The 14,630-nt window shown below is 61.2% G+C and carries 14 protein-coding genes; 7 read left to right on the plus strand and 7 right to left on the minus strand.

The genetic code is table 11. The features are described 5' to 3' along the window. The first annotated feature begins 101 nt into the window (after nucleotides 1–101). Complete coding sequence (locus tag K6T12_RS01705) at nucleotides 102–1,232, plus strand: GNAT family N-acetyltransferase (RefSeq protein ID WP_222218846.1); 1,131 nt, start codon at nucleotides 102–104, stop codon at nucleotides 1,230–1,232. Nucleotides 1,233–1,315: 83 nt separating this feature from the next. On the opposite strand, the gene K6T12_RS01710 is transcribed toward K6T12_RS01705, so the two are convergent. The 3 genes from K6T12_RS01710 to K6T12_RS01720 form a co-directional block, all read right to left on the minus strand. Next, nucleotides 1,316–2,638, minus strand: a complete 1,323-nt coding sequence (locus K6T12_RS01710; protein WP_222218848.1) for a Na+/H+ antiporter family protein — start codon at nucleotides 2,636–2,638, stop codon at nucleotides 1,316–1,318. Nucleotides 2,639–2,836: 198 nt separating this feature from the next. Continuing rightward, nucleotides 2,837–3,289, minus strand: a complete 453-nt coding sequence (locus K6T12_RS01715; RefSeq protein ID WP_222218850.1) for a VOC family protein — start codon at nucleotides 3,287–3,289, stop codon at nucleotides 2,837–2,839. 383 nt (nucleotides 3,290–3,672) lie between these two features. Continuing rightward, nucleotides 3,673–4,239 carry a flavin reductase family protein gene (locus tag K6T12_RS01720; protein WP_255611472.1) on the minus strand — a complete coding sequence of 189 codons (567 nt, stop codon included), beginning with the start codon at nucleotides 4,237–4,239 and terminating at the stop codon, nucleotides 3,673–3,675. Between the two features lie 322 nt (nucleotides 4,240–4,561). Here K6T12_RS01720 and K6T12_RS01725 point away from each other — a divergent pair, with 322 nt between their 5' ends. Further along, entirely contained in the window at nucleotides 4,562–4,816 is a 255-nt protein-coding gene (locus K6T12_RS01725; protein WP_315853552.1) for a hypothetical protein, read from the plus strand. 292 nt (nucleotides 4,817–5,108) lie between these two features. On the opposite strand, the gene K6T12_RS01730 is transcribed toward K6T12_RS01725, so the two are convergent. Together K6T12_RS01730 and K6T12_RS01735 are read right to left on the minus strand one after the other, a co-directional pair. Next, complete coding sequence (locus K6T12_RS01730; protein ID WP_222218854.1) at nucleotides 5,109–6,038, minus strand: electron transfer flavoprotein subunit alpha/FixB family protein; 930 nt, start codon at nucleotides 6,036–6,038, stop codon at nucleotides 5,109–5,111. 12 nt (nucleotides 6,039–6,050) lie between these two features. Further along, nucleotides 6,051–6,800 carry an electron transfer flavoprotein subunit beta/FixA family protein gene (locus tag K6T12_RS01735; RefSeq protein WP_222218856.1) on the minus strand — a complete coding sequence of 250 codons (750 nt, stop codon included), beginning with the start codon at nucleotides 6,798–6,800 and terminating at the stop codon, nucleotides 6,051–6,053. A 310-nt stretch (nucleotides 6,801–7,110) separates the two neighbouring features. Here K6T12_RS01735 and K6T12_RS01740 point away from each other — a divergent pair, with 310 nt between their 5' ends. Further along, complete coding sequence (locus K6T12_RS01740) at nucleotides 7,111–8,745, plus strand: electron transfer flavoprotein-ubiquinone oxidoreductase (protein WP_222218858.1); 1,635 nt, start codon at nucleotides 7,111–7,113, stop codon at nucleotides 8,743–8,745. 71 nt (nucleotides 8,746–8,816) lie between these two features. Here K6T12_RS01740 and K6T12_RS01745 read toward each other — a convergent pair whose 3' ends face one another. Both K6T12_RS01745 and K6T12_RS01750 read right to left on the minus strand, forming a co-directional pair. After that, nucleotides 8,817–9,365 carry a hypothetical protein gene (locus K6T12_RS01745; protein WP_255611473.1) on the minus strand — a complete coding sequence of 183 codons (549 nt, stop codon included), beginning with the start codon at nucleotides 9,363–9,365 and terminating at the stop codon, nucleotides 8,817–8,819. 358 nt (nucleotides 9,366–9,723) lie between these two features. Then, nucleotides 9,724–10,908 (minus strand): cytochrome-c peroxidase, encoded by a 1,185-nt coding sequence (locus K6T12_RS01750; RefSeq protein ID WP_255611474.1) that lies wholly within the window; start codon nucleotides 10,906–10,908, stop codon nucleotides 9,724–9,726. 219 nt (nucleotides 10,909–11,127) lie between these two features. On the opposite strand from K6T12_RS01750, the gene K6T12_RS01755 reads away from it, so the two are divergent. The 4 genes from K6T12_RS01755 to K6T12_RS01770 are packed head-to-tail and all read left to right on the plus strand — an operon-like array spanning nucleotide 11,128 to nucleotide 14,611. Continuing rightward, nucleotides 11,128–11,751, plus strand: coding sequence for a paraquat-inducible protein A (locus K6T12_RS01755; protein WP_222218860.1), 624 nt, complete (start codon nucleotides 11,128–11,130; stop codon nucleotides 11,749–11,751). Continuing rightward, the gene (locus tag K6T12_RS01760; RefSeq protein WP_222218862.1) at nucleotides 11,744–12,418 is read left to right on the plus strand and encodes a paraquat-inducible protein A; all 675 of its coding nucleotides are present in this window, start codon (nucleotides 11,744–11,746) and stop codon (nucleotides 12,416–12,418) included. The genes K6T12_RS01755 and K6T12_RS01760 overlap by 8 nt, the downstream gene beginning before the upstream one ends. After that, the gene (gene pqiB, locus K6T12_RS01765) at nucleotides 12,405–14,024 is read left to right on the plus strand and encodes an intermembrane transport protein PqiB (RefSeq protein WP_222218864.1); all 1,620 of its coding nucleotides are present in this window, start codon (nucleotides 12,405–12,407) and stop codon (nucleotides 14,022–14,024) included. The genes K6T12_RS01760 and pqiB overlap by 14 nt, the downstream gene beginning before the upstream one ends. Beyond that, nucleotides 14,021–14,611, plus strand: a complete 591-nt coding sequence (locus K6T12_RS01770; protein ID WP_222218866.1) for a PqiC family protein — start codon at nucleotides 14,021–14,023, stop codon at nucleotides 14,609–14,611. The genes pqiB and K6T12_RS01770 overlap by 4 nt, the downstream gene beginning before the upstream one ends. Nucleotides 14,612–14,630 lie beyond the last annotated feature (19 nt).

Consider the following 14,630-nt stretch of genomic DNA (forward strand, 5'->3'; position numbering starts at 1 on the left):
ATGCTTACAATTCTGCCGCTTAGCCGATGCGTCCAAGACACACTGCTCAGCCAACGTCAGCCCGACAACGGAAATTCGAACACTGTCAGTATACGTTAACAATGCTTAACATCCATGTTCACCACAGCCTCGACGAGATCGACGCACACTGCTGGAACGCGCTGTGCGGCACCGATTACCCGTTCCTGCGCCACGAGTTTCTGCAAGCGCTGGAACAATCCGGCAGCGTCTGTGCCGAGACCGGCTGGCAGCCGCTACACCTGCGCTTGGAGCAGGATGGCAGCACGGTTGCGGTGATGCCGTTGTACCTGAAATCCCACTCCTACGGCGAATATGTGTTCGACTGGGCCTGGGCCGACGCCTACCAGCAGCATGGCCTGGACTACTACCCGAAGCTGGTCACGGCGATCCCATTTACCCCGGCCTGGGGGCCACGACTCGGCAGCCGCCTGCCGGATGCCGAGCTGATGCCGTTGCTGGCACAAGGCCTGAAAACCCTGGCCGAACGCACCGGCGCGTCCTCCTGGCACGGCCTGTTCCCCAGCCCGGCGCAGCAACAGGCATGGGTCGCCGAAGGCCTACTGCCCCGGCTGGGCTGCCAGTACCACTGGTTCAACGAGGATTACCGTTCGTTCGATGATTTCCTGGCCCATTGCAGCTCCCGCAAACGCAAGAACCTGCGTAAGGAGCGCCAGAAGATCGTCCGGCACGGGGTGAAACTGAGACGCCTGAGCGGGGAACAGATCAGCGATGCCCAGCTGGCCCAGTTCTACCGCTTCTACCAGCTCACCTACCTGAAGCGCGGCCGACGCGGCTACCTGACAGCGGAGTTCTTCCAGCTGCTGCGTGAACGGATGCCGCAACAACTGCTGCTGGTGCTTGCGGAGTACCAGGACCAGCCGGTCGCCGGCGCCTTGTCGCTGCGTAGTTCCGACACCCTGTACGGCCGTTACTGGGGCTGCCTGGACGAGTTCGACAGCCTGCACTTCGAAACCTGCTACTACCAGGGGATCGAATACTGCATTGAACAGGGGCTAAAGCGCTTCGACCCCGGCGCCCAGGGCGAGCACAAGATCCAGCGCGGCTTCCGTCCGATCGAGACCTGGTCCTGCCACTGGATCCGCGAGCCCGGCTTCCGTGCCGCCATCGAGCAGTACCTGGCAGAGGAAGCCGCCCTGGTGCGTGAGCAGATCGAGGAATTGAGCGAACTGCTACCGTTTCGTAAAGAATGAGTTCAGCTAACAGTGTTAAGTTATCGGTGGACAGCGGCCACAGCGTGGTGCGCTCTGATAACTCCTCACTGTTAACTCACTGCTTACAGAGTGATCGCCGCGAACCAGCCGGCGATCAGCAGCGGCAGGTTGAAATGCAGGAAGGTCGGCACCACGGTATCCCAGATATGGTTGTGCTGGCCATCGACGTTCAGCCCGGCGGTCGGCCCCAGGGTGGAATCGGAGGCCGGCGAGCCGGCATCGCCCAGTGCGGCGGCGGTCCCTACCAGCGCGACGATCGCCAGCGGACTGAAGCCCAGCTGCGCGGCCAGCGGCACGTAGATCGCGGCGATAATCGGAATGGTCGAGAATGACGAACCGATCCCCATGGTCACCAGCAGACCGACCACCAGCATCAGCAGCGCCGCCAACGGCTTGCTCTGGCCGATCCACTCTGCCGAGCTACTGACCAGGGTGGCAATCTCACCGGTCTCGCGCAGCACCTGGGCGAAGCCGGACGCGGAGATCATGATAAAGCCGATGGTCGCCATCATCTTCATGCCGTCGACCAGCAAGCCATCCGACTCCTGCCAGCGCACCACACCGGTGACCGAGAACAGGATGAAACCGAGCAGCGCGCCCATTACCATCGAGTCGGTATACAGCTGGGAGATAAACGCCAGCGCGATCGCCAGCAAGGCTACGCTGACCCCCTTGCGGTTGTAGGCCACCTCCAGGTGCTCGGCCACCTCGATCCGCTCGAGATCATACACTCGCTTGTTTCGGTAGCTGAACAGCAGCGCCACCAGCAGACCTGCGACCATGCCCAGCGCCGGAATCCCCATCGCCTCGATCACATTGATGCCTTCGACCGCCAACCCCGCATTGGCGATATTCTTCAACAGGATCTCGTTCAGAAAGATGCTGCCGAAGCCAACCGGCAGGAACATGTAGGGGGTTACCAGGCCAAAGGTCAGCGCACAGGCGATCAGCCGCCGATCAAGCTGCATCCGGCTCATCACCATCAGTAGCGGTGGAATCAGCAGCGGTATAAAGGCAATATGGATCGGCATCACATTCTGCGACGAGATCGCCACCAGCACGATAACGGCGATCAGTCCGTTGCGCACCCAACGCACCCGCTGCGGATCATGGTCTCGGCCCAACAACAGCACGACCCGATCGGCCAGCAGGTGCGGCAAACCGGATTGCGAAATTGCCACCGCAAAACCGCCGAGCAGCGCGTAACTGAGCGCCACCCCGGCACCACCGCCGATCCCCTCGTTGAATGCCTGAATGGTGTTATCCAACCCCAGACCACCGGCCAACCCGCCGACCAGCGCACCGATGATCAACGCCACCACCACATTGGTACGCAACAGGCTCAGCACCAACATCGTCAGCACCGCCAGAACTACAGCGTTCATTTCTTACCACTTCCCCGACAGATCGAAAGCAATCACAGACAGCGGGCGACGCCGCCCGCCGGCGCCCCGTGCTGTATCAAAAGGGGCGGCACTTTGCAGAAACCGGCGATCATTGTCAAAAGCAATTATCGCCGGCCGATGAGTCGAGGTAGTCGCCGGTCTGAAGGACGACCGCTACTGCCAGGCAGGACCAATGGATCAGAGTTCCGGTACGTTCTTCGGATCGAACTCGCCGACATTGGTGGCGAAGGTCCAGGCGTAACCGAACGGGTCGCGCAGACTGGCGATCCGGTCGCCCCAGAACATATCCTGCACCGGCTCGACCAGAGCCACCCCGGCCCCCATAGCGCGGATCGCCAGACCATCCACGTCCGGACAGTAAACGTAGAGCCCGACCGGGCAGGCATTCCCGCTGGTCTGCGGAGAGCGCAGCGGCGATCCCATCGCCCCCTCGGCACCCAGCATGAGCACCAATCGCCCCTGGTAGCTCATCTCGCCATGCGTAGTCCGGCTGTCGCCGCCGGGTAGCGTCATACCCGGCTCAAACCCGAACGCCTCGGCGTATAGCTTCAGCGCCTCATCCACATCCGGCACCCACAGATAGGGTGTCAACCAGTTGGCCTGCTCCGGCTTACCGTTTTTTGCCGCCATCGCGTCACTCCTGAATCGCAAACTAGGTCTGTAGCTGCCGGTACCGGCTCAACCCGGCGGGCCCGAGCCGACAATAGCAGACATAAGGAACCTGTGAACAAGTCCCTTGGGCCTCTGGCTGTCGGAGCGATCAGAGATCAATACCCACACGCAAGGGCATAAAGGCAACGATTACAGGCGTACTGGGCGTACTGGTTGTCCCCGGAACACCGGCCGGACGTAAATCGTTAACGCCGAGCTCTGATTGCCCGGGTGCCGGACCACCGACAGCCCCGCAGAGAACATAAGGGACTTATTCACAGGTTCCCTAACCTAGCGTAGACCCATATCGGCCGATGGGTTTGCGGCGCCGTTCAAAAAATCAACCGATCTCCCCCCGCCGCTCAGGCATCGCGAGGAATATCGACAATTTCGCCGAAGGTTACGTATTCGTTGCCCCCCAGCCGGCCGATCGGATCGATGCGATCGGCATGAACCTTGGTGCGCCCCTTGGCATCCTGTCCCACCACCGCGTCATCCAGCCAGATCCGCTCAACCAGGCCGAACACCAGGTACTGAGGGCCATTACCGACCTCCTTGACCTCATGCAGGCGGCAGCTTAGCGCCACTCGGGCAGCGGCCAGGCGCGGCAACGGGCTTCCCTCGAAAGGCACCGTTTCCATGCCAATAAGCGCCAGCTCCGACTCCCCCTCCGGCAGCACACGGGCCGATCGGGTGACCGCTTCGGCCAGTTCACGGTGCGCCAGGTGGATTACGAAATGCTGGCGCTCGAGGATATTGCGGTAGGTGTCCTTGAGACTGCCATCAGGCTTGTGTCCCAGCGAGATCATCACCATCGGTGGATCGCTGCAGACCGGCGCGAAATAGGAAAAAGGTGCCAGATTGTATTCACCATTGCCGTGCTCGCTGAGCACCCAGGCCACCGGCCGGGGCACAATGGTCTGGATCATGGTGAAATACACCTGATTTCGTGTCATTTCTGTGACATCTAAGTTCATTTCCGCTCCGCACAATCATGTTTGATACAGCCTTTTCACAGGCTTTACGGCTCTATGATACGAATTTCTCATGTGCGTTTGCAGCATGAACAGAAACGCACAAGCCGTTGATCAGGGTGAATATTTAGCAACCAGATCGGTTGGCGCATTGTCCCGCCGGTTGTCTACACTCTTTGAGGGCGTCGGAAATGGCGCCCTTAATTTTGACCACTATAAAAGAATCGACTCAGGTTACGAGGGGCTGGAAATGCTAACGTATGAAGAATGTCTGGCGATGAGCGATCTAACGGAAGGCGAGATCAATGCGATTGCAGAGCATGAGCATATGGAACCGATGATAGCCATGGCGCTCGGCCACTACCTGATCACCCATGATGATGAGCAGAAGATAAAGAACATCATCATGGACGATATCAAGCATGCGCATCGTACCGGTCATTACGCCCATGAACGTGTTTTACGTGGCGTGCTGCAGCACTTTATCAGCAGCCACCCGCAGCACGGTGACCACTCTCAGACAGCCGCCTGAGAGCCCACTTTAGCTGCCTTACCGAGCAAGTAAGTCAAGTCGACATCTCCCCTATGGGCCGGTGGAGTCCCCGCTCCATCGGCATTTTTTTATTTTCGGCACGCGCAGGTGATGCGCATCGCTTTTAGCTCGCAACTCGGCACGATGAAAACAAAAAAGGCCCGGCTTTAATAAAGCCGGGCCAAGCAAGAAGGAAGGTGCACGTCAGCATCGCCTGAACGACACGGGAGGGCATCAGCACCTGCCTGAACGGGACAGCCCCACCCCGAAGCGGAGCCGTATCCGAGTGAAGTCAGAGCTGCTGTTCAAGCTGCGGCAGCACGTCGAACAGATCGGCCACCAGACCGTAATCAGCCACCTGGAAGATCGGCGCTTCCTCGTCCTTGTTGATCGCCACGATCACCTTGGAGTCTTTCATGCCGGCCAGGTGCTGGATCGCACCGGAGATACCCACCGCGATGTAGAGATCCGGCGCGACGATCTTGCCGGTCTGGCCGACCTGCATGTCGTTCGGCACGAAACCGGCGTCCACCGCCGCACGGGAGGCACCGACCGCGGCGCCCAGCTTGTCAGCCACTTTTTCCAGCAGCGCGAAGTTTTCACCGCTGCCCATGCCGCGTCCACCGGAGATGATCACCTGGGCCGAGGTCAGCTCAGGACGGTCGGACTTGGCCATCTCTTCGCCGACAAAGGCGGAGATGCCGGCATCGTGAACGCCGCCGACGGCTTCAATTGCCGCCGCACCGCCTTCCGCCGCCGCCGCGTCAAAACCGGTACCGCGCACGGTGATCACCTTGATCGCATCCAGCGACTGCACGGTGGCAATGGCGTTGCCGGCGTAGATCGGGCGCACGAAAGTATCGGCGCTTTCCACCCGGATGATGTCGGAGATCTGCGCCACGTCCAGCAGCGCGGCAACACGCGGCATGAAGTTCTTGCCGGTGGTGGTGGCCGGCGCCACCACGTGGCTGTAGTCCTTGCCCAGTTCGGCGACCAGCAGAGACAGGTTTTCCGCCAGCTGGTGTTCGTACGCCGCGTTGTCTGCCAGCAGCACCTTGTTGACGCCGGCAACCTTGGCCGCTTCGTCCGCTACCGCCTGGCAGCCGGCACCGGCCACCAGCAGATGAATATCGTCGCCCATCCGGCTCGCTGCGGTCACCGCATTCAGGGTGGCGCCTTTCAGGGCGGAGTTGTCGTGTTCTGCAATTACCAGAATAGCCATCAGATCGCCCCCTTAGATTACCTTGGCTTCGTTTTTCAGTTTGTCGACCAGCTGTTCTACGCTGTCGACCTTGATACCGGCCTGACGTTCGGCAGGCGGCTCAACCTTCAGCAGCTGGGTGTGCGCTTTCACTTCGACGCCCAGGTCCGCCGGGGTCTTGGTATCCAGCGGCTTGCGCTTGGCCTTCATGATGTTCGGCAGTGACGCGTAACGCGGCTCGTTCAGACGCAGGTCGGTAGTAACGATTGCCGGCAGGTTCAGCGACAGGGTCTGCAGACCGCCGTCGACCTCACGGGTCACCAGCGCCTTACCCCCTTCCAGCTTCAGCTCGGAGGCGAAGGTCGCCTGCGGCAGGCCGGTCAACGCAGCCAGCATCTGGCCGGTCTGGTTGTTGTCGCTGTCGATCGCCTGCTTACCCATGATGATCAGTTCCGGCTGCTCTTCCTCGACCACCTTGGCCAGCAGCTTGGCAACCGTCAGCGATTCCAGCGCCTCATCGGTTTCCACCATGATGGCGCGATCGGCACCCAGCGCCAGCGCGGTACGCAGCTGTTCCTGAGCCGCTTTCGGCCCTAGCGATACCACTACGATCTCGCTGGCCACGCCGGCCTCTTTCAGACGCACCGCTTCTTCGACGGCGATTTCACAGAACGGGTTGATTGCCATCTTCACGTTGGCCAGATCAACGTCGCTGTTGTCGGACTTCACGCGTACTTTGACGTTGTAGTCAATAACCCTTTTAACAGTTACAAGAACCTTCATCTGACTAGACCCTTTTCGTTATTCTCGTAAGGCAACGCTAGCGTTGTGATAGGGACAGAATACATATCTGCAAAAAATAAGCAATAACCCTAATAGCGGTTTGATGCATTTTTACGCTTACGTTAACTACGTTAGTCGCATATCGCAGCATAGCTATTCAAATATTAGGGTATTCACTTATAATACCTGAAAGATAATTGATTCCGTCCCGACACCTCGCCGGATGGCTGTAACCCGGCGGATACAGTAGGCTGGGACGATTGGAATAATAAGAATACGTAGAGGGGAATGAGCCGTGACTCGTGAATCGATGGAATTTGATGTAGTGATCGTCGGCGCCGGCCCGGCCGGCCTGTCCACCGCCTGCCGGCTGATGCAGCTGGCCCAGCAGAAGGAGCAGGAGCTGACGGTCTGCGTAGTGGAGAAAGGCTCTGAGGTCGGTGCCCATATCCTGTCCGGCGCGGTGATCGAGCCGCGCGCATTGAACGAGCTGTTCCCGGACTGGCAGGAGCGCGGCGCACCGCTGAAAACGCCGGTCAGCGAAGACCAGATCCTGCTGCTGAAAGATGACAAGAACGCCCAGCGGGTGCCCAATGCGCTGGTGCCGAAAACCATGCACAACGAAGGCAACTATGTCGCCAGCCTGGGCAACCTGTGCCGCTGGTTGGCCGAGCGGGCCGAAGAGCTGGGTGTCGAGATCTTCCCGGGCTTCGCTGCCGCCGAAGTACTCTATAACGAGGACGGCAGCGTCAAAGGGATCGCCACCGGCGACATGGGTGTCGGCGCCAACGGCGAGCAAAAAGACAGCTACATGCCGGGCATGGAGTTGCACGCCAAATACACCATCTTCTCCGAGGGTTGCCGCGGCCACCTGGGCAAGGAGCTGATCGCCAAGTTCGAACTGGACAAGGACGCCGACGCCCAGCACTACGGCATCGGTATCAAGGAGCTGTGGGATATCGACCCGGCCAAGCACCAGCCGGGGCTGGTGCTACACGGGGCCGGCTGGCCGCTGAGCGGCGGCACCAGCGGCGGCTTCTTCCTCTACCACGCCGAAGACAACCAGGTGGTGGTCGGCCTGATCATCGACCTGAACTATAGCAATCCGCACCTCAGTCCGTTCGACGAATTCCAGCGGATGAAGCACCACCCGGCCCTGGCCCAGTACCTGGAAGGCGGCAAGCGGGTGGCATACGGCGCCCGGGCGATCACCAAGGGCGGCTTCAACGCCCTGCCGAAGATGACCATGCCCGGCGCACTGCTGATCGGCTGCGATGCCGGCACCCTGAACTTCGCCAAGATCAAGGGCACCCACACGGCAATGAAATCCGGCATGCTGGCGGCTGAAAGCATCGTCGAGGCGCTGGCGGCAGGCGATCAGGGCGGCAACGACCTGAGCGGCTACACTGAAATCTTCAAGGATTCCTGGCTGTATGACGAGCTGTACCGCTCGCGAAATTTCGGCCCGGCGATGCACAAGTTCGGCTCCATGCTGGGCGGCGCGTTCAACTTCATCGACCAGAACATTTTCAACGGCAAGCTGCCGTTTACGCTACACGATGACAACCCGGATTACGCCCAGCTGAAACCGGCCGCAGACTGCCCGCGCATCGACTATCCGAAGCCGGACGGCAAGCTGAGCTTCGATAAATTGAGTTCGGTGTTCCTGTCCAACACCAACCACGAAGAGGACCAGCCCTGCCATCTGCAGCTGCGCGACCCGGAACTGCCGCTACGCGACAACCTGCCGAAATACGACGAGCCGGCCCAGCGCTACTGCCCGGCCGGGGTTTACGAGGTGGTCGAGGACGAGGACGGCAAGCGGTTCCAGATCAACGCCCAGAACTGCGTGCACTGCAAGACCTGCGATATCAAGGACCCGGCCCAGAATATCCGCTGGGTGGTACCGGAAGGCGCCGGCGGCCCGAACTATCCGAATATGTAAACGTATTTCTCAGAAACGAAAACGGAGCCCTAACGGCTCCGTTTTTATTTCAACCACCGGCCACACTCTCGCTACTTGTAGCGGTCATGATTGAACACGAAGTCACCGCCAGGCGCCGCCTTATGACAGGCGATGCAACCGGTCGGCATCCCCTTGGCCACACGGCCGGCCAGTTTGGCGCCTTTCGGATTGGTCAGGATGCTGCCATCCGGCCCGTACTTGACGTAGAACCAGTCCTGGTTTTCCGCATCGTAGCCGGACTCGCGTTTCAGCATGATGGTAACCGCTTGCAGATACTTGTTCGGATCGTTGATTACGTCGTCGATGCTCAACCCGTCACCGCCATAATTGCGCTTGACGACCAGATCGCCCGTCACGCCATCCAGGGTGACCGGCAGCTCCAGCAACTCCAGAATCATGCCGTGCGGCGGCATGCCCTTGTAGGGCCGGGTGATAATGGCGTTATCGCCGGCCAGGTTCTTATCCACCATCAACGCCCAGAGATCGTTGGCCAGTTTCACGGAGGCTTCGTCACCGAACGGGGCCGCCGACGCCAGCCCACCGAATGCCGTCAGCCCAACCCCAGCCACCAGGCCCAACCAGTGCTTTCTGACTTTCATCCCGAATCTCCTTGTCACTCTCACTTGAATAGCTGCGACCGTTCATATGCAATCGCGTCCTAACAAGCGTAGCCGTTCCCGCGCTACTTCCCAGTAAGTCCGCATCCGAACGTCATACAAAGGCGTACCAGTGGTGCTATGTACCGGGGGCAAGTCAGACCCACCCCAAAGCACCTTGGGATGTCGAGCTGCCACGAGAGATGAGATAACAGGTCTGTAATTGGTCGAGAGAGATCGATTGCAGACCCGCAGGTAGCTGTAGGCAGCTAGCGAGACCAAACGCAAGGCGTCAGTCTCGTAGCCATTGCCGTACAATCTGCCATACAACCAACCGGGCGGCTGACTGGTAGTGAGAAGGTTAATTCGCAGCCTGTTGTTGTTCCAGCAGCGGCTCGTAGCGACGGTCGGTCAGTGTTTTCAGGAACGCCACCAATGCGTCGACCCGTCGGTCATCCAGTGCCGGACCGTCCTCCAGCTCCTTCAACGACAGGGTGTACGGCACTTCCGGCTGCCCCCAGGACTGGCCGGTCTCCGGGTTGATCTGCCGTTCGGCGCTGCGGCTGTTGTACTTGTCGTAGAACAGCACCACGGTGCGCAGGTCCTTGAACACCCCGTTGTGCATGTAAGGCCCGGTCACCGCGACGTTGCGCAGGGTCGGCACCTTGAACTTGCCGTCCTGCGTCGGATCATCCACCTGCGGATTATTTAACAGACCATGGTCCACTTGGTCCAGCGGCACGCCGTTCCTGGCCCGCACCGCCGCGTTCACCGGTACGCCGATATTGTGGTACTGGTAGTTGCTGAAGGTCTCGCCCGGTGCCCGCGGGGTCGCTTTCAGCTGGTGGCACTGGTTGCAGTTGGTGAACTGCTGCGAGAAGAACAGCGTGCGGCCCAGCTCCTCCTGCTCGGTCATCTTGTACTCGCCGCGCAGGTAGCGGTCGTATTTTGAATCGAACGGGGCGAACAGCTCGGTCTTTTCAAACGCGGCGATGCTCTGCGCCATCGCCCTATAGGCTTGCTCCACGTTGGCGAAGATCTGCTCGCCGTAAAGCTCTTTGAACTGCTTCACGTAGGACGGATTTTCCTGCAACCGGGCCACCGCCATCGCTTTGTCGGTCAGCCCCATCTCGACCGGATTGGTCGGCGGACCGCCGGCCTGCCCTGCCAGACCCGGCTCGCGGCCATCCCAGAACTGACCGCCAACCCAGGCACCGTCAGCATTGCGATGGAACGGCGGGCTGAAGCTTGCATAGGCGGCAGTCGGCGCCGTGCGATCACCCAGCGAGTGGCCGTCATCACCCAGCGAGACCGCCCCGCCAACGCCGTTATCGCGATCGTCGACGAAGCCCTGCTGAGGATTGTGGCAGGTGGCGCAGGATTGGCTGCGGTTACGCGACAGATTTACGTCAAAGTAAAGCTGCTGGCCGAGCGCCTGGCGCGCCTGCCGCTGCGCATCACCGCTGTGACGGTTTTCAGTCACCGGGCTGTTGCACCCTGCCAGCGCCGCCATCAGTAACGCCACCGTAGAGATTCTCACCGACATCGCCAATCCTCACTAAGCATTAGAATCATTCGCACTTGCGTTTTAATTTGCCGAATTCTAACACCGCCATGCAGGCCGGGGGCGCAAAACAATAATGAAAATTGATCAGCGTCAGTGTTCACCATGGCCAATACGTTCAGGCAAGCCCTATCAGAGACAGTTATTCAGCAGCGTCGCACTATGTTTCCCCCACCGCTTAACGGCTAAACTGGTGACCATATGGATCAACCTGTCAGCGACCAACTCACCGCCTGCCACAGCTGCGACTACCTGCTGCGACTGCCCGAGCTTCAACCGGGCCAGAAGGCACAATGCCCCCGTTGCGGCCACCCGATCAGCCGACGGGTACGGCACGCACTCGACCGCTCGCTGGCGTTTGCGGTCAGCGCGCTGCTGTTCCTGACCCTGGCGCTGATGTTTCCGTTTCTCGCCTTCAAGGTTCAGGGGCGGATGCAGGAGATGAGCCTGCTGCATAGCGCAGTGGAGCTGATCCAACAGGATTACCTGCTGCTGGCGGCGCTGTTGCTGCTGTTTATCCTGCTGGCCCCAACCGCCCTGCTGGCGCTATTGCTGCCGGTCCTGCTGGCGGTCAGGCGCGGGCGTAGCGGCGACTGGACCTTCCGTTTCGCCCACCTGCTGTTCGCGGTACAACCCTGGAGCATGGTCGAGGTGTTCATGATCGGCGTACTGGTGAGCCTGGTGAAGCTGAGCAGCCAGGCCGACGTGGTGCTTGGCCTGTCTTTCTGGGCCTATATCCTGTTCAGCCTGTCACTGACCGCCGCATTTGCCGGTATCGACCGTTACCAGCTCTGGCACGCACTGGACGAGGCGCACCATGGCTGAAGCTCAATATTCCCAGGGCTCGGCCGCCGAACAGGGACTGCAGGCCTGCCATACCTGCGGCAAGGTTTCGCCGTTGACACTGAACCACTGCCCGCGCTGTCACAGTCGGCTGCACCTGCGCATCCCCAACAGCCTGCAACGCACCTGGGCGCTGCTGCTGACCGCCATACTGCTGTATATTCCAGCCAACAGCGAACCGATCATGCGCACCACGCTGCTCGGCCAGGAGACGGTCAGCACCATTATCGGTGGGGTGGTACTGTTGTGGCAGATGGGCTCCTACCCGATCGCCGCGGTAATCTTTATTGCCAGCGTGGTGGTACCGGTCGGCAAGATCCTGGCGCTGGCCTGGCTGTCGTTCAGCGTCTGGCGCGGCCACCGGTTGTGGCCTCGCCAGCGCACGGTGCTGTACCGGCTGACCGAACTGATCGGCCGCTGGTCGATGGTCGATGTGTTCGTAGTCGCCATCCTGGTCGGCCTGATCCAGCTGGGCGAGCTGATGAGCATCTACCCAGGCAGTGCGGCGCTGGCCTTCGCCGGGGTGGTGATCCTGACCATGCTGGCGGCCAACAGCTTCGACCCGCGACTAATCTGGGACCGACTGCCGCCCGACCCTATCCCGCATACCAGCACAGCATCCGACAGGAGTACCGATGACAACCCCTGATGCAGAGATCCGCCCCACCCGCTCACTGTCGGTCATCTGGATCATTCCGCTGGTCGCGGCGCTGATCGGCGTCTGGATGGTTTACCAGAACTGGGCCAACCAGGGACCGATGATCACCCTGCACTTCGAGAGCGCCGAAGGCATCGAAGCGGGTAAAACCCAGATCCGTACCTTGAACGTGGTCGTCGGCCGGGTGGAAACGCTAGAGCTGGCAGAAAACGACCGCGGCGTTATCGTCAAGGCCCGGATGGCGCCCAACGCACGGCGGCTGCTACGCGGCGGCAGCCAGTTCTGGGTGGTTCGCCCGCGGATCGGCAGCGGCGGCATCTCCGGCCTGGGCACCCTGGTATCGGGCGCCTATATCGAGATGCGGCCCGGCAGCGGCAAAGAGGATCGCCGCCGCTTCACCGGCCTGGAAACACCGCCGATCACCCCGCCGGACGCGCCGGGCATCCGACTGAAGCTGGTCAGCGACAGTGCCAAATCCCTCAACATCGGTGACAGCGTGACCTATCGCGGCTACGAGGTCGGCCGGATCGAGACCCTGGAGTTCGACGCCGAAGCGCGCCAGTTGAATTACGAGCTGTTCATCCGCGCGCCGTTTGACCGCCTGGTCAGCCAGGGCAGCCGGTTCTGGAACACCAGCGGGGTCAGTATCAGCGCCTCGGCCGAGGGGATCAAACTGGCCGCCGACTCGCTCAATACCCTGTTGGCCGGCGGCATCGCCTTCGAAGTACCGGAGGGCTGGCCGCGCGGCGAACCGGCCAGCGATGGCGACCAGTTCCGGCTTTATCCGAACCAGGCAGCCGCGCTGGAGGGCAGCTACAGCCACTACATCGAGTACCTGCTGCAGTTCGACCAGTCGATCCGCGGCCTGAAGCCGGGCGCGCCGGTCGAGTTTCGCGGCATCCGGGTTGGCACGGTATCCGGGGTGGCGGAAGCGCTACTGCCCTCCAACGTCACCGGCCTGCAGGCCAAGATCCCGGTGCTGATCCGCATCGAACCGGGCCGTATGGGGCTGTTCGATACCGAGCAGTCGGACCAGTATGTGGCCAGCTGGATCGAACGCGGCCTGCGCGCCAGCCTGAAATCCGGCAACCTGCTGACCGGCGCACTCTATGTCGATCTCGACCTCTACCCGGACAGCGAACCGGCCAGCATCGAGGTGCACCAGGGCTATGCGGTGATCCCCACCATCAGCGGCGGCCTGCAACGGCTGGAGAGCAAGGTGTTCGCCCTGCTGGAGAAACTTGAAAAACTGCCGCTGGAACCGGTGCTGAACCAAGCCGACGCCAGCCTGGCCGAAGCCCGGCGCGCTTTGCAGCAGCTCAACCAGACCCTCCAGGGGGTCGACACCCTGCTACAGAGCCAGCCGACCCGCCAGCTGCCAGCGGAGCTGAGCGCCACCCTGCAACAGATCCGTCAGAGTGCCCGCTCGCTATCGCCGGACAGTCCGCTGTACGATGAACTGGGCGGCGCCGCCCGCGAGCTGCGCGCCACCCTGAACAAGCTGCAGCCGGTGCTGGATACCCTGAACGACCGGCCCAGCGCGTTGATCTTCGATCGCGCCCCGCAGCAGGACCCGATGCCAGGAGGCGAATCATGAAAACCCTAGCAAGCCTCTGCCTGCTGCTACTGCTGGGCGGTTGCGCCGCCACCGCAACACCGCCGACCCACTACTACACACTCAACGACGCTGACCACGCCGGCCCGCGACTGCTCGCCGAGCAAACCCTGGCGGTGATCGGCATCGCGCCGGTCGGCGTAGCCGACTATATCGACAATGAAGGGTTGGCGCTGCTGACCGCTTCGCATCAGCTACACCTGGCCCGGCAACACCGCTGGGCTGAGCCACCCAGCCAGGCGATCGGCCGGGCGCTGCAGATCGATCTCGGCGAGCAACTACCGGTGTTCCGGATCGACAACAGCCGCGACGGCACCCTGGACGGCTGGGATTATCGGCTGCGATTGCGGGTGGACCAGTTTCACGGTACCGCCAACGGCGAGGCGGTACTGGCCGGTAACTGGCGGCTGGAAGACCCAACCGACAACCGGGTGCTCAGCAGCCAGCGCTTCCGACTGAGCCAGCCGCTGACAGAGCGCGGCTATCCGGCGCTGGTCATCCAGCTGCGGGCCCTGTTGCGGCAACTGGCCGGCCAACTGGCCGCCGAGATCAGTCAGCAGGCGCGCTAAGCCGTTCAGACAAGCCGGC

The sequence above is a fragment of the Marinobacterium arenosum genome (assembly GCF_019795155.1).
GTDB lineage: Bacteria > Pseudomonadota > Gammaproteobacteria > Pseudomonadales > Balneatricaceae > Marinobacterium_C > Marinobacterium_C arenosum.